The 16,573-nt window shown below is 72.2% G+C and carries 21 protein-coding genes and 1 tRNA gene; 4 read left to right on the top strand and 18 right to left on the bottom strand.

What is annotated here, in order from left to right:
* Nucleotides 1–16: 16 nt before the first annotated feature.
* Nucleotides 17–763: an ABC transporter ATP-binding protein gene (locus ADEH_RS09670; RefSeq protein ID WP_011420917.1), complete on the bottom strand. Its 747-nt coding sequence runs from the start codon at nt 761–763 to the stop codon at nt 17–19.
* 2 nt (nt 764–765) lie between these two features.
* Complete coding sequence (locus ADEH_RS09675) at nt 766–1,521, bottom strand: MlaE family ABC transporter permease (protein ID WP_011420918.1); 756 nt, start codon at nt 1,519–1,521, stop codon at nt 766–768.
* 115 nt (nt 1,522–1,636) lie between these two features.
* Between ADEH_RS09675 and ADEH_RS09680 the strand changes: the two genes are divergently transcribed.
* A complete protein-coding gene (locus ADEH_RS09680; protein ID WP_011420919.1) occupies nt 1,637–2,059 on the top strand; it encodes a hypothetical protein in 423 nt (140 codons plus the stop codon).
* On the opposite strand, the gene ADEH_RS09685 is transcribed toward ADEH_RS09680, so the two are convergent.
* The 3 genes from ADEH_RS09685 to ADEH_RS09695 are packed head-to-tail and all read right to left on the bottom strand — an operon-like array spanning nt 2,056 to nt 5,419.
* On the bottom strand, nt 2,056–2,781 hold the full coding sequence (locus ADEH_RS09685) for an RluA family pseudouridine synthase (protein ID WP_011420920.1): 726 nt from the start codon (nt 2,779–2,781) through the stop codon (nt 2,056–2,058). The two genes, ADEH_RS09680 and ADEH_RS09685, sit on opposite strands and share 4 nt — an antisense overlap.
* Complete coding sequence (locus tag ADEH_RS09690; RefSeq protein ID WP_011420921.1) at nt 2,778–4,097, bottom strand: M16 family metallopeptidase; 1,320 nt, start codon at nt 4,095–4,097, stop codon at nt 2,778–2,780. The genes ADEH_RS09685 and ADEH_RS09690 overlap by 4 nt, the downstream gene beginning before the upstream one ends.
* On the bottom strand, nt 4,094–5,419 hold the full coding sequence (locus tag ADEH_RS09695) for a M16 family metallopeptidase (RefSeq protein ID WP_420042223.1): 1,326 nt from the start codon (nt 5,417–5,419) through the stop codon (nt 4,094–4,096). The genes ADEH_RS09690 and ADEH_RS09695 overlap by 4 nt, the downstream gene beginning before the upstream one ends.
* Before the next feature lie 228 nt (nt 5,420–5,647).
* Between ADEH_RS09695 and ADEH_RS09700 the strand changes: the two genes are divergently transcribed.
* Nucleotides 5,648–5,893, top strand: a complete 246-nt coding sequence (locus tag ADEH_RS09700; RefSeq protein ID WP_011420923.1) for a helix-turn-helix domain-containing protein — start codon at nt 5,648–5,650, stop codon at nt 5,891–5,893.
* Between the two features lie 38 nt (nt 5,894–5,931).
* On the opposite strand, the gene ADEH_RS09705 is transcribed toward ADEH_RS09700, so the two are convergent.
* On the bottom strand, nt 5,932–6,156 hold the full coding sequence (locus ADEH_RS09705; protein WP_011420924.1) for a hypothetical protein: 225 nt from the start codon (nt 6,154–6,156) through the stop codon (nt 5,932–5,934).
* A gap of 129 nt (nt 6,157–6,285) precedes the next feature.
* On the opposite strand from ADEH_RS09705, the gene ADEH_RS09710 reads away from it, so the two are divergent.
* Nucleotides 6,286–7,914, top strand: coding sequence for an HAD-IG family 5'-nucleotidase (locus ADEH_RS09710; protein ID WP_232287467.1), 1,629 nt, complete (start codon nt 6,286–6,288; stop codon nt 7,912–7,914).
* Between the two features lie 76 nt (nt 7,915–7,990).
* A tRNA-Sec gene (locus tag ADEH_RS23085) sits at nt 7,991–8,087 on the top strand.
* Between the two features lie 1,301 nt (nt 8,088–9,388).
* Here ADEH_RS23085 and ADEH_RS09720 read toward each other — a convergent pair.
* From ADEH_RS09720 to ADEH_RS09780, 12 genes are all read right to left on the bottom strand, one after another.
* Nucleotides 9,389–9,676, bottom strand: a complete 288-nt coding sequence (locus ADEH_RS09720) for a hypothetical protein (RefSeq protein ID WP_011420926.1) — start codon at nt 9,674–9,676, stop codon at nt 9,389–9,391.
* Nucleotides 9,677–9,679: 3 nt separating this feature from the next.
* Nucleotides 9,680–9,916, bottom strand: a complete 237-nt coding sequence (locus ADEH_RS09725; RefSeq protein WP_011420927.1) for a hypothetical protein — start codon at nt 9,914–9,916, stop codon at nt 9,680–9,682.
* Between the two features lie 154 nt (nt 9,917–10,070).
* Nucleotides 10,071–10,388 (bottom strand): hypothetical protein, encoded by a 318-nt coding sequence (locus ADEH_RS09730; protein ID WP_011420928.1) that lies wholly within the window; start codon nt 10,386–10,388, stop codon nt 10,071–10,073.
* Entirely contained in the window at nt 10,385–10,906 is a 522-nt protein-coding gene (locus ADEH_RS09735) for a hypothetical protein (RefSeq protein ID WP_157061349.1), read from the bottom strand. The genes ADEH_RS09730 and ADEH_RS09735 overlap by 4 nt, the downstream gene beginning before the upstream one ends.
* A 540-nt stretch (nt 10,907–11,446) precedes the next feature.
* Complete coding sequence (locus ADEH_RS09745) at nt 11,447–11,776, bottom strand: hypothetical protein (protein WP_041453466.1); 330 nt, start codon at nt 11,774–11,776, stop codon at nt 11,447–11,449.
* A 140-nt stretch (nt 11,777–11,916) separates the two neighbouring features.
* Entirely contained in the window at nt 11,917–12,138 is a 222-nt protein-coding gene (locus tag ADEH_RS09750; protein WP_041453467.1) for a hypothetical protein, read from the bottom strand.
* A 19-nt stretch (nt 12,139–12,157) separates the two neighbouring features.
* Nucleotides 12,158–13,096, bottom strand: a complete 939-nt coding sequence (locus tag ADEH_RS09755) for a hypothetical protein (protein WP_011420931.1) — start codon at nt 13,094–13,096, stop codon at nt 12,158–12,160.
* Nucleotides 13,097–13,098: 2 nt separating this feature from the next.
* Nucleotides 13,099–13,329: a hypothetical protein gene (locus ADEH_RS09760; protein ID WP_011420932.1), complete on the bottom strand. Its 231-nt coding sequence runs from the start codon at nt 13,327–13,329 to the stop codon at nt 13,099–13,101.
* Between the two features lie 455 nt (nt 13,330–13,784).
* Nucleotides 13,785–14,504: a hypothetical protein gene (locus ADEH_RS09765; protein ID WP_011420933.1), complete on the bottom strand. Its 720-nt coding sequence runs from the start codon at nt 14,502–14,504 to the stop codon at nt 13,785–13,787.
* Nucleotides 14,491–15,867, bottom strand: coding sequence for a hypothetical protein (locus ADEH_RS09770; protein WP_157061350.1), 1,377 nt, complete (start codon nt 15,865–15,867; stop codon nt 14,491–14,493). Before ADEH_RS09770 ends, ADEH_RS09765 begins: the two co-directional genes overlap by 14 nt.
* A 258-nt stretch (nt 15,868–16,125) precedes the next feature.
* A complete protein-coding gene (locus ADEH_RS09775) occupies nt 16,126–16,407 on the bottom strand; it encodes a hypothetical protein (RefSeq protein ID WP_011420935.1) in 282 nt (93 codons plus the stop codon).
* On the bottom strand, nt 16,404–16,553 hold the full coding sequence (locus ADEH_RS09780; RefSeq protein WP_157061351.1) for a hypothetical protein: 150 nt from the start codon (nt 16,551–16,553) through the stop codon (nt 16,404–16,406). Before ADEH_RS09780 ends, ADEH_RS09775 begins: the two co-directional genes overlap by 4 nt.
* Nucleotides 16,554–16,573: the final 20 nt, after the last annotated feature.

A 16,573-nucleotide genomic window follows, 5' to 3' on the forward strand; every position in this document is an offset into this window, starting at 1 on the left:
GGGCGGTTCCCGGAGATCACTGCTTCTCGAACCAGGTGGAGAGGAAGCGCTGCACGAAGGGATCCTTGCTCTGGCGGACCTCCGCGGGCGTCCCCTCCGCGGCGAGGTGCCCATCGTAGAGCACCGCCAGCCGGTCGGCCACCCGGAATGCACTGGCGATGTCGTGCGAGATCACCATGCTGGTGATGCCGAGGCGCTCCTTGGCGTGCACGATCATCTCGTCCACGTAGTTGGTGGTGATGGGATCGAGGCCGGTGGTGGGCTCGTCGTAGAGCACCACCTGCGGGTCGGAGACGAGCGCCCGGGCCAGCGCGACCCGCTTGCGCATGCCGCCCGAGAGCTCGGCCGGCCAGCGCCCCAGGACCTCCTCGCCCAGGTCCACCACCGCGAGCTTCTCGATCACGCGCTTGCGCACCTCGGCCGCCGCCAGGCGCGTCCCGCGGCGCTTCTCGCGGAGCGGGAAGGCCACGTTGTCGAAGACGTTCATCGAGTCGAACAGGGCCGCGCCCTGGAACACCATCCCGAACATCCGGCGGGCCTCGTTCAGCTCGCGGCCCGCCAGGCGGGACATCTCGAAGCCGCCGACCCGCACCGTCCCGCGGTCCGGCTTCAGCAGGCCGATGACGTGCTTCATGAGCACGGTCTTGCCCGAGCCCGACCCGCCCAGCACCACGTAGGTGTTCCCCTTCGGCACGTCGAGCGTGATGCCCTTCAGCACCTGGTTCGTCCCGAAGGACTTCCAGAGATCGCGCACCTCGATCACGCTCAGGTCCCCACGCTCAGCACGGTGCCGGCGTAGTCGGCCACCAGGATCGCCACCGAGCTGGCCACCACCGCGCGGGTGGTCCCCTCACCTACCCCGCGGGCGCCGCCGCTCGCGGAGTAGCCGCGCCAGGTGGTGATCACCGCCACGATGTAGCCGAACAGCACCGCCTTGCCGAGCCCGTGGAAGATGTCGTCCGGCCCCAGGAACTCGCGGGTGTGCTGGATGAACGGGCCCTCCGGGATCCCGGAGACGAACACGCCCATCACGTACGCGCCGCCGTAGCCGAGCGCGTTGAACAGCATGGTGAGCACCGGGAACATGAGGATGGACGCGAGGACCCGCGGCACCACCAGGTACTGGATGGGCGAGACCGCCATGGTCTCCATGGCGTCGATCTGCTCGGTGACGCGCATCGTGCCGAGCTCGGTGGTGATGGCGCTGCCGGCGCGGCCGGTCACCATGAGCGCGGTGAACACCGGCGACAGCTCGCGCGCCAGCGCGAACGCGGTCGAGCCGCCCGTGTAGCCCTCCGCGGCGAACTGGCGGAGCGCGTAGTTCATCTGCAGGCCGAACACCATCCCGGCGAACGTGCCGGTCACCCCCACGATGAAGGCGGAGCCCGCCCCGATGAAGGCCATCTGCGCCAGGATCTGGTCGGGCCGGAACGGCGGCCGGAACGCCCAGGCGACGATCTCGCCGGCGAACAGGATCATCCGGCCGAAGTCCTCGAAGGCGTCCCTGAGGCGGGAGAGCATGCGGGCGCATTCTGGCACGGCCGCGGGCGGCGCGCCCGCTTTCGCGCGGCCCCGGTCGCGTGCGGCGCCGATTCGTGAGGCGCCGGACGGGGGCGCGGCTATACTGCGCGCCCTCATGGTCAAGGTCGGCGGCGAGGTCGATTCGTTCTGCACGAAGTGCCAGCTCATGCTGGCGCACACGGTTCACGCGGTGGTCGCCGGCAAGCCGGTGAAGGTGGAGTGCAACACCTGCCACGGCGTACACCGGTACAAGGGCCCGGCCGGCGCCTCGGCGCCGCGCGCCGCCTCCGGCACGGCCGGCGTCCGGGCCGCGCGCGCCCCGCGCGAGAAGGCCGCGGCGGTGCCGTTCGAGGACCTGCTCGGCGCGAAGGACGTGGCGAGCGCCCGCCCCTACTCGCCCAAGACCACCTTCCGCGTGGACGAGGTGGTGGACCACCCGCTGTTCGGGCGCGGGTTCGTCTCGGCCGTCCGCGACGGCGGCAAGATCGAGATCACCTTCCGCTCCGACGTGAAGATCCTGGTCCACGCCCGCGGCTAGCCGCCGCCCGGCGTCCCCCGCAGCAGCGCAAGCACCCCGGCCAGGTCGGCGGGCAGCGGCGCCTCCAGCACGAGCTCCCGCCCGTCCGCGGGGTGGCGCAGCGCGAGGCGCGCCGCGTGGAGCGGCGTGCGCGCGAGCACCGGCTCGCCGCCGGGGCCGAGCAGCGGCGCCGCGTCGCCGTAGGCCGGATCGAGGGCGAGGGGCGTGCCCGCCGCGGCGAGGTGCACGCGGATCTGGTGGGTGCGCCCGGTCTCCGGGAGCGCCTCGACGAGCGCGAGCGGGCCGCCGCCGAGCGGGTGCGACGGGTACGCCTCGAGCCGCCGCACCACGGTCGCCGAGGGCTTGCCGCGCGGATCGTCCGGCGCGGCCGGGCGCATGCGCCCCTTGCGCGCCGGCGCGATCGCCACCTCGATGCGCTGCTCGGCCGGCGGGACCCCGCGCACGAGCGCCAGGTAGCGCTTTCGCGGCTCGCCCCGGTCGAACGCCAGGTTGAGCGCGCGGTGCGCCGCGGCGGTGCGCGCGAGCACCAGCACGCCGCTCGTGTTCCGGTCCAGCCGGTGCACCACCCAGAGCCGGCCGAAGCGCGCCTCCAGCTCCTCGCGCAGGCTCGGCTCGCCGCCCTCGCGGCCCGGGATCACCAGCCGCCCCGCCGGCTTGTCCACCGCGAGGAGGGCCGCGTCCTCGTGGAGCACCGCCACCGGGGCGGCGGGGCCCGCCGTCACACCATCTTCCTGGCGGGGACCACCTTCACCGGACCGAACCGCTCCAGCGAGCGCGCGATGGCCCGCGCCGGGCCGACCGCCACCACCACGCGGCGCTCGAGCGGGAAGTAGCGCCGCCCGACCTCGCGGCACTGGTCGGGCGTCACCGCGCGCACCCGCTCGCGGAACTCGCCCACCTCGCTGTCGTCGAGCCCGTACAGCTCCAGGTCGGCGAGCTTCTCGGCGAGCTGGTCGTGCGTCTCGAGCGAGAGCGGGTACAGGCCGCAGAGGTAGCTCTGGGTCCGCTCCAGCTCCTCCGCGGACGGGCCCTCGGCGCAGAAGCGCGCGGTCTCGTCGAGCGTGACCTGCACGATCTCCGCGGTGGTCTCGACCTTGGTGAAGGTGGACACGAAGAACAGGCCGCCCACCGCGCTGGTGGCGAAGCGGCTCCGCACGCCGTAGGAGAGGCCGCGGTTCACGCGGATCGCCTCCATGAGCCGCGAGGTGAACCCTCCGCCGAGCACCGCGCTCGCCACCATGCCCGGGTAGTAGTCCGGGCTGCGGCGCGCGAACCCCTCCGACGCGATCCGGACCTGGCTCTGCGTCACGTCCGGCTTGTCCACCACCACCACCGCGGTGCGCGGCGCCGTGGTCGGGGGGATCGGCGGCAGCGGGCGCTCCGCGGTGCGCCACCCGGCGAAGCGGCGCCGCACCAGCGCGAGCACCTCGTCGGCGCGGACCGCCCCGACCACCACCAGGAACGCGGCGGAGGGCCGGTAGTAGCGCTGGTGGAAGCCGGCCACGTCGGCCCGCCGGACCGCGCCGAGCGAGCGCACCGTGCCCTCCGACGAGCGCGCGTACGGGTGCGAGCCGTAGCCGGCGGCGAGCATGGCCCGGTCGGCCACCACGCCCGGCTCGTCGAGATCGTGGGCGAGCGCGGCCACCTCGCGGCGGCGCAGCCGGTCCACCTCGCGGGCGGGGAACGTCGGGTTGCCGGCCATCTCGGCGAGCACGTCGAGGCAGCGCGGCAGGACCTCCACCGGGGCCGACAGGCCGAAGTAGGACGCGTCCTCGTCCACGCCGGTGCCGAGCTCGGCGCCGATGGACTCGATGGCGAGGTCGATCTCCTCGCCGGTGTGGCGGCCGGTCCCGCGGCGGGCCGCCAGCGCGACGAGGTGCGAGAGGCCGGAGCGGCCGGAGGGATCGAGCGACGAGCCGCCGCGCAGCACCAGCCGGACGGCGGCGAGCGGGATGCCCTTGCGCTCGGCGACGATCACCCGCAGGCCGCCGGGCAGGGTCTCGCGGTGGATGGGGGGCAGCGCGATCGAGGGGCTCACCGCCGCACCTCCGGGTCCAGCACCACCACCGAGCGGCGGGTCGGGTCGAGGTACTCGACCGCCACCCTCTTGACGTCGCGCGGCCCCACCGCCGCGTAGTGCTCGAGCGCCCGCCCCGCCTCCCGCCAGTCGCCCAGGAGCGCCTCCGCCTGCCCGAGCGCGTGCGCCACGCCGTGGTGCGTGGCGAGCTCGTGGAGCACCGAGCTGCGCAGCAGCGCCTTGGCGCGCCGCACCTCCGCGGCGGTCACGCCGCGCGCCGCCACCTTGGCGAGCTCGGCCCACAGCTCCCTCTCGGCCTTCTCCACCGGCACGCCCGGCGCGAGCTCGGCGAACGCCAGGAAGACGCCCGGGTCGATGCGCCAGCCCCAGCTGATCGAGACGGACACCGCCAGCTCCAGCTCCTGCACCAGGCGCCGGCGCAGCCGCGACGACTCGCCCACCGCGAGGCACACCTGCAGCACGTCCAGCGCGGCGGAGTCGGGGCTGCGGGCCGCCGGGCCGCGCCACCCGGCCAGCAGCGCCGGCGCCTGCGCCGGGTAGCGGACCGTGGCGCGCCGCTCGCCGCGCTGGGGCGGCTCGCCCTGCGGCACCGGCGCGGGCCGCGGGCCCGCCGGGATGTCGGCGTAGTAGCGCTCCACCAGCCGGAGCGTGGCGTCCGGGTCCACGTCGCCGACGACGTACACCGCCGCGTTGCTGGGCGCGTAGTAGGTCCGGAAGAACGCCTCGCAGTCCTCGCGGGCGATGCGCTGGATGTCCTCCATCCAGCCGATCACCGGCCAGCGGTACGGGTGCGCCAGGAACACCAGCGACTCGAGCTGCTCCTCCATCAGGCCGAAGATCGAATTCTCGGTGCGGAGGCGGCGCTCCTCCTTCACCACCTCGCGCTCCTGCTCCAGCGAGTCCTCGGTCAGGCGCAGCGAGCGCATCCGGTCCGACTCGAGGTCCACCACCGTCTCCAGCGCCTCGGCGGCGAAGTCCTCGTAGTAGGCGGTGACGTCGTTGGACGTGTAGGCGTTCGAGTGGCCGCCGCGCGCCTCCAGGACCCGGTCGAACTCCTTCGGGCCATAGCGCGCCGCGCCGTTGAACATCATGTGCTCGAACAGGTGGCTGATGCCGGTCAGGCCCAGCCGCTCGTTCCGGGAGCCGACCTGGAAGAACGTGTAGTAGCTGACGGTCGGGGTGCTGCGCTCGGGGAGCACACGGACGCGCAGTCCGTTCGACAGGGTGTGCGCGCGGACCTGCGCGAGGTCGAGCAGGGCGGGCGACTCGGGTTGGCTGGCCATCCGGCGCGGAACATAGCCGTGGCCGGACGCCCCGTCCATCGCGCGGACGGCCTGCCGCTCGGCCGCCCCTTCGCCGCGGCGCGCCACCGCTCTCCACCGGAATAGTCGCGTGGTCCGGGGACGTTCACTTGCCTCGGGCGATCGACAGTAGGTCGGTGGACCCGATGATCCGTTCGGTTCTACAAAATCCGGCCACTGCCACGTTCCGTTCGGGCGACTGGCCGTCAACCCAACGACCCGGGTTCAAGCGTGAGGATCCCAGAAGCGATGGCGACCAAGATGAAGACGCAGCGGGACCCCCGCCGCGAGGAGCTGCGCCGGCTCGGCGAGCGGGTGCGCGAGCACCGCCGTGGCCGCGGCATGACGCAGGAGGCGCTCGCCGAGGCGCTCGATCTCTCCGTCGCGTACGTGAGCCTGATCGAGCGCGGCGGGCGCAACCCGCCGTACACGACGGTGGTGGCGATCGCGCGGGCGCTCGGCATCCCGGCGACGCGCATCGTCGCGGAGGACTAGCGGCGGAGGGGGGAGGCCGGGTGGCGCAGACGGCCCGGCTAGAGCGGATCCAGCGGCCGGCCGCAGGCGGCGCAGCGCCCCTTGCTGCGCCGGAGCGGCAGGCCGCAGCCGGGGCACCTCTTCACGTTCGGTGATCTCGGGGCGGCCGCGGCGCGGCCGTCGCCCGGTGGAGCCTTGCCGGCCTCCAGGCGGGCGACGCGCTCCTCCAGCGCCTCGAGGCGCGCGAGCAGGTCCGGCGAGGTCTGGCGCTTGCGGGCGGCCACGGCAGGCCGAGCCTGCCACGCCGCCCCGTCCGGTCAAGGATCCGGCCCCCGCCGGCAGGGCCCCGCGCCGGCCGCGCGGCCCCGACCACGCGTTGAGGCCCCCTCCCCGGCGTGTTATCTCGGCGCGAGATGGATCTTCCTCGCACCGACGCACCCGCCGCCGGCCCGGTGGGTCGCGCCTACGACAGCCCAGACGTCCGGTCCCTGCTGGCCGAGCCGCACGGCTCGCACCGCGAGGTGCCCCGCTCGCGGCAGGTCTTCGTCAACCGCAACCTGCGGATGGACCGCATCGAGGCCGTCGGCTTCGACATGGACTACACGCTGGCGATCTACCACCTGCGCCAGCTCGAGACGCTCGCGTTCCAGATGACGCTGGCGCGGATGATCTCGGTGAAGGGGTACCCGACCGCCCTCGGGACGCTGCGCTACGATCCCGAGTTCGTGATCCGCGGCCTCGTCGTGGACAAGCTCCACGGCAACATCTTCAAGATGGACCGGCACAACCACGTGGGCCGCTGCTACCACGGCCGCCGGGAGCTGCCGTTCGACGAGCTGAAGCGCCTGTACCGCGAGGAGAAGATCCACCTCTCGCTGCCGCGCTTCGCCTGGATCGACACGCTGTTCGCGCTGCCCGAGGCCTGCCTGTTCGCGCTCGTGATCGAGCTGCTCGAGGGGCTCGGGCAGACGGTGGACTACGCCCGGCTCTACGACGACATCCGCGAGGCCATCGACACCGTCCACCGGGACGGCACGCTGAAGGCCGAGGTGAAGAAGGAGCTGCCGCGGTACCTCGTGAAGGACGCCGAGCTCGGGCCCGCGCTCCACAAGCTGCGCTCCGGCGGCAAGAAGCTGTTCGTGCTCACGAACTCGCTGTGGGACTACACCGACGCGGTGATGTCCTACGTGCTCGACGGCGTGCTGCCCGAGTACCCGAGCTGGCGGAACTACTTCGACGCGGTGATCACCGGCGCGGCGAAGCCGTCCTTCTTCGCCGATCAGCACCCGCTGTACGAGGTCGGCCCCGGCGGCGAGCTGGTGGCCGATCCCGCCGCGCTCGAGCGCGGGCGCTTCTACCAGGGCGGCGACCTGCCGCGGCTGGAGCGGCTGCTCGGCATCGGCGGGGACCGGATCCTGTACGTCGGCGACCACATCTACGGCGACATCCTGCGGTCGAAGAAGAGCTCGCTCTGGCGCACCTGCATGATCGTGCAGGAGCTGGAGGACGAGCTGGCGTGGCTGGAGCGGAACCAGGCCTCGCTCGCCGAGCTGTCGCGGCTCGAGGACCTGCGCGTGCGGGTGGAGGACGAGCTGTCGGTGCACCGCGCCGCGCTGAACGTGCTCGACCGGCGGCTCGAGCGCGACGCGCCCTCGCCGGAGGAGCGCGAGCGGCTGGCGGAGGAGCGGCGCCGCGACAAGGCGGAGCTCGAGGCGCTCCGGCGCGCGCAGCGCGACGCGAACGCGCGCATCGAGGAGCTGCAGCTCGGCGTGGAGGGCGGGTTCAACCGCTACTGGGGGCTCACGTTCAAGGAGGGGAACGAGAACTCCCGCTTCGGCGAGCAGATCGAGGACTACGCCTGCCTCTACACCAGCCGCGTGTCGAACTTCGTCTTCTACTCGCCCATGCAGTACTTCCGCTCGCCGCGCGCCGCCATGCCGCACGAGCGCGCCGCGCTCGCCCGCATCTCGCCCTGGGGCGACGAGCACGGCGCCCCGGTCGCCGGCGACCGCCCGTCCAAGGCGTCCAAGGCGTCGCGCTGACCCGCCCCGCCCGGCGGCGCGCGTGCGCCCAACGCCGCGCTTGACCCGGCCCCCGGTCGCACGTACACCCGATCCCGGCAGAGCGTCCTAGGCTGGTGCCGGGCCCGGTCTTCAAAACCGGTGGATGGTGCTGAGAGGCGCTGTCGGAGGGTTCGATTCCCTTGCTCTGCCGCTTTCCCGGGTTTCGCCAACCACGGGAATCCCCGACGGAATCTCCTGAGTCAACCTTCGCTCTCCGTGCGATGGCGACACCGATGGCGACACCTCGGGCGGCGGAGCGATCTGGATCGCCTTCACGGCTGCGCAGAGGCGAGGCCACTGCTGCGGCACGCGGCGGTAGAGGTCCTTCGCTTCGCCGATCGATGCGTGCGTCAGCCGGTGCACGTCCTCCGGTAGCGCCCCCGCCCCCTCTGCCAGGTTGATGAAGGTCGAGCGCGTCTCGTAGTGCCGCTGGTGGGCGAGGCCGAGGGTCGCCAGGTCGTCGCGGAAGCACCGCCACGTGTAGGCGTTGTTCCGGGGCTTCCCGCCCACCGAGGGCACGATCAGGTCATCCGGCGTCGGCGGCCGCCCCATGAACCGCTCCCAGCCCTCCTCGTGCCACGCCTTCAAGATGGCGGCGAGCGCCGGGTGGATGGGGATCCACTTCTCGACGCGCGTCTTCGTCGTCTTGAGCACCCGGTGGCGCGTGTTGTACGCGGTCCGCGCCACGAGCCGTCCGAGGTCACCCCGGTACGACTCGTCCGCGATGTCCTCCCAGCGGCGGGCCGCAACCTCGCCCGGACGCATCCCGGTGAGGAACTCCAGGGCGTACTGCACTCGCCGGTCTTCGCGGATCCTCGGGTCGTAGATGAGCGTCGCGACCTCCGCGAGCTCGAACCCTGCGCCGACGACGCGCGAGTTGGCCTCCATCTCGGGAAGGTCGGAGTCGTCCCAGATGCACGGGGTCTTCTCGATCAGGTGACGCCGGGTGGCCTCCTTGAACATCGCCCGAACCGTCGCCGTGATCTTGCGCACGTACTTGGGGGACGGGTGCTTGCCGGAAGGCCCCTTCTGCCGTTCCAGGCCTCGGGCCCAGTCGAGCATCTCGACGTCCGTGATCGACGGGAGCGCCCGATCGCCCAGCAGCGGATAGACGTAGTGCTCGAGGTGGCCGCGCTCGTAGATCCACTCCAGCTTGCCGCGAAGCTTCCGGTCGTCAATCCAGCTCTCGCCCCAGGCCCGGAGGCTTCCCGGAGCGGCCTTCTGCTCAACGGGGGTCGCGCGGAGCTCCTCGATCGCGGCCGCGAGGATCGCCTCGGCCTGATCCTCCTGCCCGACGCTGAGGCCGGTGCTCCGGGTGATGCGGCGGCCGTCCACGTAGATCACCGCCTCGAGCTTGTTCCCGCGGCGGGTGCGGACGTGACCCTTGATCTCAGCCTCGGCCATGTTGATGCCTCCGGTGCTGCATCTCCGCAAGCGGGTCCCGGTCCCTTGCTCAGTCGCGCTTCGCTCCGACCCGAATCGTGTTCGCGCTCCACCAGGTCACAAGCAGCCCCATCCGAACCCCCAGCGCAACCGCGTCCCAGTCCGAGCGGCTGACCTCCAGGCCCGCGCTGTCTACCTCGCGTGGCGCCTCGCGGAGCTGCTCGACTATCTGGCGGAGCCGAGCGTCAACCGCCTCTCTTCGCTTCCGCTCCTTGAATGCCCACCAGAATTCGATCACCACGAATCCGAGCGTGACCAGGCCGATGGCGACGCCCGCTGCGCCGATTGCGTTCTCCATGCGCTATCGCCTCTTCGCCAGCCACTCGTCCAGCGCGGTGCGCGCGGCCTTGCTCAGATCCGGGCGCAGGAGCCCGCTCTCCTTGGCTTGCTCCCTGGCGAGTTCCTCGAGCGCATCGAGGTGGTTCGCCTTGAGGTAGAGGACGGCGCGAACGTTCTCGGCGCGCGGACTGACGGCCCGCTTCGCCCTGCCCGCCGCGCCGCCCCTGCCCCTCATGCCCGGTTCCCTGTCTTTCGCCATGCCCGGCCCCTCCTAAGGCCGGGCAGCAGTGTACCTGTGCACTCCGTCACGTTGGCCCGCTACGCCGGCGCCAGGCGCGCGCCGAGCGCGCCGTCGAGCATCGACGCGATGCACTGCCGCACGAGGGCGCGGATCGCCCGAAGCCTCCGGATCGTCATGACGCCACCTCGGCGGTGTCGGGCACGAACCCGGTCCAGCGACGCGCTTCCTTCTTCCCGTGGAGCGCCACCTGCACCCGCCGGGCGGCGGCGGCGAGTCGCTGGTGCGCGGCGGCCCGCTCGTCGGCCTGCTGCCAGATGGTCACCATCGACAGGCCCGTGATCATGGGCAGGTGGAAGTTCCTGCGGAGGAGGGGGCCGGACTCCTCCTCCAGCACGATCACCGCCTCCACGGCCGCCTTGAGCTCACGGTAGGCGGCGGGCAGATCCGCGGCGTGCGCGAACGCCTCCGGCTTCTTGGTCTTGGCGGTCACGAGCGCACCCCCCAGCCCTCGCGGCGGGCGATGTCCAGCACGTCGTGCGCGGCGCATGCCTGCGCGCACAGCCCGGGGTGCGCCCACTCGTCCACGGGGCCCTCCTCCTCGATCGACGGAGACACGGCGGCGACGAACCGGGCGGCCTCCTCCTCCTCGCCGGTCCACTCACGGCCGCCGTTCTCGTACACGTGCTCCACGACGACGGCGCCGAAGCGGTCCCCGCACATGCGCTCGAGCCGCCTGTGGGCGGCCATGTTGGCCTTGTCGTCGATGTCGAACGTCGTGCTCAGCTCGCCGGACTCGAACAGGGGCCGGAGATCCTCGGCCAAGCGCCGGAGCTCCGCCATGTAGATCGGCCGGAACCGGGCGATCATCGCCTCGTTCGCCGCGCTCCACGCCTTCGCCGCCTCGGCCACCGTCGCCGGCGCCCCGGCCGCGACCGCGGCCGCGCTGCCCGGGACCATCGCGGCTCCGACCACGACGCCGCACGCGCCCATGAACCGCCGCCTGCTCACGCCTTCGCTGGTATTCTTCGTCTCAGCCATCGCAGGACCACCCTTCTTGCGTTGGTCAGGGCGTTCGGTGTTCGCGCACCGGGCGCCCGTCTGTTTCGAGCGGAGGTGTCTTCCGCCGGCCGCTCCGCTCGACAGCGGCCGACCGAAAGTTAGAACGGCCAGAACACCGAAGAGGACGGCTCGACCCGCAGCGTCCGCACGGCCGCCCTCCCGGAGAAGTCGCAGGCACCCCCAACCGCGACGCTGCTCGCCGCACTCGCCGTCGCAGCGGCACGGCCCGCGGTCGCGACCGCCACCGCGACTGCTGCCACGCTGGCCTCGGCCACGCACCCGCGCGTCCCCGTGCCCGCCTCGTGCTTCGTCGTCGTCATGCGCTCTCCCGCGGTCCGAGCACGGGTTGAATCCCCGTGCTTCGTGCGCTCTTACTAGTGCACTAGTTTGTGCACAAGGTCAAGGGGACACCGGTGGGGCGCCCTGAGGGAGTCACGCCAAGGCCGTTGAACCTCGGCCCGCGCGCCGGGCGGTTTGCTCGCCTGTCAGCTAACGAACGTAGATCTCGGTTCCAGGCGGTGGCGCGAACTGGCCGTTCGCGTCGAGCGCGTAGCCGCGGGCCGACATGCAGGCCACGAACAGGCCGCCATCGGTGACTTGGCCGCTGGAACCTGACCCGCCGTACTGGGTCACCACCGCGATCGAGCGGTTCTGCTGCGACTCCCGGAGACACGCATATCGGTCCTGCAGGAAGGCCGACTGAGTTCCACCCTCCTTCGACCAACGGAGTTGACCCGACCCGGCGCCGCCAGAAGTCGCGGGCACGAGAAACGGCCCGCCCTCAACGCACCCCGAGATAACGAACACCGCGAGAAGCACTCGACGCATGAGCTCCCCTCCCGATAGTGAATGTTACCGCTAGCGTATCGACTAGGGAACGCTGACGTTGCTGACGCTCACTGGCAGCGCGGAGCCTAGGTGGCCGCCGGAGACGTAGTGCCGCACCAGCTCATCGCGCTTCATCCGCACGCCTCCTGCTGCTGCTCGACGTGTTCCCCGGCTGCCTTCTCCGCCGCACGCCGGTCCGCGTAGGAGTTCACGGCCGCCCGGAACCTGCAGCGCGCCCGGTGGTACGCGACGTCATCCTCGGAATCGGCGTCCGCGAGGGCATAGGCCGCCTCGAGGAGCCGGGAAAAGCTCCCCGGCCCGTCGTAGTCGAACCGTGTCAGCCGTCGCGTCACCGAGGCCCGATCCCCCGCCCTAGATCTCCACCGCGATCAGCTTCGCGTACTGGATCCCGAGCGTCCCGCCGCCCGTGACCGACGCCTGGACCTTGTACGTGTAGGTCCCCGCGGACGGCGCATCGAGCATCACGCCGCCGGGAGGAAACCCCATCGTGCCGCCGCCCGTGTTGTAGAGCTGCCAGGCGCCCGCGGTCGTCGCGCCGCGCATGATGTGGATCTTGGCCGTCTGGGCCGCCGGGACCGTCACGTACATCTGGCTGGGGCTGCCGTCCGGCTGAAAGAACAGCATCACCGGGCGGCCGTGGGTCGTGATCGTGACCGACAGGTTGGTCACGTCCACGAGGGTCGCCGATGTCGTTGTGAAGGTGGAGCACGAGATCGAGGACACCTGCGGCGACGCCTCCCCCACCTCCACCTGCCCGGCCGACGTGATCGCCAGCGGCCTCGTACCGGAGGCCGGGAGCGCCGTCGGGAGCTTCATCGAGAACGACGCCGCCAGCGTATCCGGCGACAGGAGGGAGACCGTGTTGGAGCCGCCGACGACGCGGGCGCGGAGGGCTGCCGCAGTCACGCCGGCCGGCACGTCGAGCCCTCCGGCCGTCGCCTTCGCGGCTTGCGTTCCGCCGGCCGAGATCGCCACCTCCGCGGGAGCAGAGAGATACATGCCGGAGCCTGGGGAGGTGGCGAACGAGAACGAGGGCGCCGCGGCCGTTCCATCCACGCCCTGCAGCGGGGCGGACATCGGACCCTTGCCGGTGCGCGACAGGCTGTCGGTGAGCGCCGACGCGATGTCCGAATGCACGTTGTTCATCACCGACGAACTGATCACGGTGCCCGGCACGAACGGCGTGCCAGAGGGCAGCGAGTACGTCCCCGTGCTGGAGCGCCCCGCGAACGCCGGGAAGGTCAGACCCAGTCCGATGCCGAGAACGAACGCGACGATCTTGGTCCGCATGGCTACTCCGCCCCCTTGGCGCGCTCCTGCGCCTGACGCTCGAATGAGTCGGCGAGCCGGGCCGCGACGTCCGGGCTCATGCCCAGCACGACCGCGTCCACCAGCCCGGGCGCCCCTGCCTCGCCGTACAGGTCCCGCCACCCCTGCCCGCCGGCGCCGAGCCGCCGAACGGCGCTCAGGAGCGCGTCGAGCTTCCAGAGATCCTCCACCGCATCCAGCTTCAACGTGATCATCCGTGTGTCTCCTTCCCTACGTGGTTGAGCGTCAGTGCAGCCATGCGGCAGGGGGTGAGGTTGGGTGTGAACCCCGTTGCCTGTGCGAGCCGGCGGCCCGCTCCCGTCCGCTCGGGTTCCGGATCGCCGTCGGACGCGCCCGAGGGATGGCGGCCGCGAGATCCGCGGGGGTGGGTCCGGCCTCGTCGGGCCCGGTGTCGGTGTCCTGCTGCTCGGTGTCGTCGCGCATGTGGTCAACCAGGAACCGGCGTTATGTGGTGGGAGGGACCTTCACGATCCCGAGCCCTCGCGTTTGCTGCGCGCCGAACTGACGCCGAACGCCGTGCAGTAGCGCAGCCTCGCTCTCGTCGGGACCCCATGTGCCGTGCAGCCGCGTCCAGCCGAACGACGGCACGAGCACGACCCAGTAGCGCCGCCGTTCGTCCCACCGCGCTTGAACCGTCTCAGGCATGGCGTCACCGGCCGTCCAACGGCCACTCGCCGAGCAGGGCGCGGAGCTCCGACCGGATCGCGTCGTGCCCCTCGACAACCTGGCGGCGCATGCCGCCCCCGTCGCCGCCGACAACCGGCATTCGGAGATGCATTGCGCCCCTCACAACCCCCGTGCCGCGGAGCGCGAGGAGCCCGCTGGAGTTGGGGACGAGCAGGCGCTCCCACTCGGGATCCACGAGGGGCGGCTCCGTCGGCCCGGTGAACGGGGCCAGGAGGAGCTGCGCGGCGGCGATCCCGGTGTGCACCGCGGAGAGGCGGTCGGCGGTCTCCGCGTAGATCGCCCCGAGCCGCTGAGCACACTCGCGAATGAGGTCGATTGTGGCGGACCGAAGCGCCCCGTGCGCCTGGGCGGCCTCCTTCTCCTTCTCCGCGGCGCGCTCCCGGAGAACCCGCGCGGCGTCCCGGAGCTCATCCGGCGACGGGCCCTCTTCCGGCGGCGCGGCCGGGGGCGGGGCGTCGCCCTCGCCAAGAGCGGACGCGACGATCGCGGCCCGCCGCTCTGCCGCCAGGCGCTGGGCGATCTGACCCATCGTGGAGCCCCGCTGTTCCAGCTCGCGCGCCCTTCCGCCAAGCCTCGCCGCCTCGGCGCTCGCGGCGTTGCGAGCGGCCTGGAACTGCCGGAGGTGCTCGATCTCCTCCGCGGTTGCCTGCCCGAGCAGCGTCAGCCCGTCACTCGTCGTCATCGGTGCTTCCTCCGTTGAGGTGGTGATCGGCCGCCTGCATGGCCTGATCGATGGACATCCCGCCGCTTTCCTGGGGGCGCTCCGGGGCCGTGGTCGGGGCGGCGCGGCCCTCGAGGTGCTCCGCCGCCTGCTCGATCCGACCCCGGATCGACTTGGCGTGGTCTGCCTTCACCTGGTTGTTGCGTTCGGCCCTGCGCGCGATCTGGGCCTGGGCGTTGCTGGAGAGCTTCAGCCGATCGAGCGGCGTGCCCGAGTCGAGCGCCATCTTCGCCTCCAGGGCGGAGTCCGCGTGGAAGGTCTCCTCGTCGTCGCCACGGATCCCGAGCTTCGCGGCCGCCTTCTCGATCGCTGTCCTCACCCCGTCCGGCTTGCGGGGCTGGGTCTCCACCGCCTTGCGGTCGGGGCCGATCGAAACCGCCCGGGCCTTCCGCTCGGCCTCACCGCTCGCGCGGAGACTCTCCCGGAGCTCGTGATGATCGTTCAGCTCGGCGACCTGACGGAGCGTGGCCCTGATCACCTCGGGCGCCTCTCCCGTGATCTCGGCCAGCGCCGCGATCCCGTCGTGCTTGGCGGCGAAGAGGTGGGTGGGGTTGTCGTTGATGATCCCGGCCTCGGGCCCAAGGTGCCGCGCAGTCCGGACGAACCACTCGCCGGGGCTCTCGCCCTTCCGGATCCCTACGCCGTGCGCCTCGAGCTGCGCCCCGTGCTGCGCGTACCAGGCTGCGACCGACTCGTGGAACGCAGGGTCGGAAAGCCCAGCGGCGAGGGGCGACCAAGCCGCATCCTTCTGTGCCTCGGACGTCGCTCGCTCCACGTTGGCGCGCACCTCCGCCTGTCGCTGCGCGTGCTCGATGTGCTGGACCGCCAACGCCCGGGCGCCCTCGACGCCCTGCGCCTCGAGCGTGCGGGCCGCGACCACCGCGGCCGCAGGATCGACGCCTTCCGCCACCGCGGCCTGAACGAAGCGTCCGGGACCACCCTCGGCCATGAGTCGCGCCGCCACCGCGGGATCCATCTGCGACAGCAGGCCGGCGGCTGCCGGCGCGGCCTGGGCCTGGAGCTGCGCCATGTCCTCGTGCTGGATCCGCTCCGTGACGGCCTGGACGAGCGCGGGAAGCCCTCCGACCCTGGCCGTCTCCGTCGCCGCCTCGAGCGCTGCGGGGGAGAGGCCGGCGTTCTCGAGCCCCAGACGCACCCCGGGCCAGCCGTAACGCGCGTGCATCGCTTCAATCGTCTGCAGGTTTTGGGGCGAGAGCCGGCGAGCGAACGCCGCGAGCTCGCGCTGCCCCAACTCCCGAAGCACCTCGGGCGGAAGCTGCGGCGGCCGCGAACGGGCCTGCAGCACTTCGTCGGCGCGCTCCACTGCGGTTCTCACCCCGTCCATGCGTCGGGCGACCGCAAGGGCCCGCTGAGTGCGAGCGTCGTTACTGGCCATCGTTCCTCCGGTGCGGCATTGGCGGGTTAGAGACCCTTGCTCCGGCGCCGGCGGACGGCGCGGGCCTGCGGGTGCACCGGGGACAGCGCCACCCCTGGGCCTGCGCGAAGGCGGAGGCGTCGAACAGGGCCGAACAGGCGATGCACGCCACGAGCGCGGCCCCGTGCCGGTGGTCGAGGTTGTCGATCACGATCCGGACTCCCAAGAGCAGGGCGCAGGGGGTTCGCTGGCGAGGTTCCGGATCAGGACGACCATCCCCGGCCTGATCCCCTTCGCCCCGAGCTCGGCCAGCTTGGCGTCGAGCCCTGGCGCCACGTTCACGGACAGCCCGTCGCTCCAAGTGCAGGGGACACGGAACCCGGCCGCGCGCAGCTCGTCCGCGGCGAGCGGTGCCACGCGCTCCGCCGTTCGCCGGGCCACGAGCTCGGAGACCATGCCGGCGAGGCGGTCGATCTTCGCCCGGTTCACTGGCCTTCCTCGCGGTCCACGATGACCAGGGCCGCGCGGCGACCGGCCGCCCTGGCAACCTCGACCCGGCGCACGGCCTCCGCCTTCCGCGCCTCCCACGCCTCGCTGGGTTCGCCCCTGTGCAGCTCGAGGGTCAGCGCCAGCATCGGGCGAGACGCTTGGAACG

The sequence above is a fragment of the Anaeromyxobacter dehalogenans 2CP-C genome (assembly GCF_000013385.1).
GTDB lineage: Bacteria > Myxococcota > Myxococcia > Myxococcales > Anaeromyxobacteraceae > Anaeromyxobacter > Anaeromyxobacter dehalogenans_B.

Excerpts from the sequence above, each read along its gene's own strand:
- ADEH_RS09765 (WP_011420933.1), bottom strand. The coding sequence starts at position 14,504 with ATGACGACGAGTGACGGGCTGACGCTGCTCGGGCAGGCAACCGCGGAG.
- ADEH_RS09760 (WP_011420932.1), bottom strand. The coding sequence starts at position 13,329 with ATGATCACGTTGAAGCTGGATGCGGTGGAGGATCTCTGGAAGCTCGAC.
- ADEH_RS09780 (WP_157061351.1), bottom strand. The coding sequence starts at position 16,553 with ATGCTGGCGCTGACCCTCGAGCTGCACAGGGGCGAACCCAGCGAGGCG.
- ADEH_RS09675 (WP_011420918.1), bottom strand. The coding sequence starts at position 1,521 with ATGCTCTCCCGCCTCAGGGACGCCTTCGAGGACTTCGGCCGGATGATC.
- ADEH_RS09710 (WP_232287467.1), top strand. The coding sequence starts at position 6,286 with ATGGATCTTCCTCGCACCGACGCACCCGCCGCCGGCCCGGTGGGTCGC.
- ADEH_RS09755 (WP_011420931.1), bottom strand. The coding sequence starts at position 13,096 with ATGCGGACCAAGATCGTCGCGTTCGTTCTCGGCATCGGACTGGGTCTG.
- ADEH_RS09720 (WP_011420926.1), bottom strand. The coding sequence starts at position 9,676 with ATGGAGAACGCAATCGGCGCAGCGGGCGTCGCCATCGGCCTGGTCACG.
- ADEH_RS09695 (WP_420042223.1), bottom strand. The coding sequence starts at position 5,419 with ATGGACGGGGCGTCCGGCCACGGCTATGTTCCGCGCCGGATGGCCAGC.
- ADEH_RS09700 (WP_011420923.1), top strand. The coding sequence starts at position 5,648 with ATGGCGACCAAGATGAAGACGCAGCGGGACCCCCGCCGCGAGGAGCTG.
- ADEH_RS09725 (WP_011420927.1), bottom strand. The coding sequence starts at position 9,916 with ATGGCGAAAGACAGGGAACCGGGCATGAGGGGCAGGGGCGGCGCGGCG.
- ADEH_RS09680 (WP_011420919.1), top strand. The coding sequence starts at position 1,637 with ATGGTCAAGGTCGGCGGCGAGGTCGATTCGTTCTGCACGAAGTGCCAG.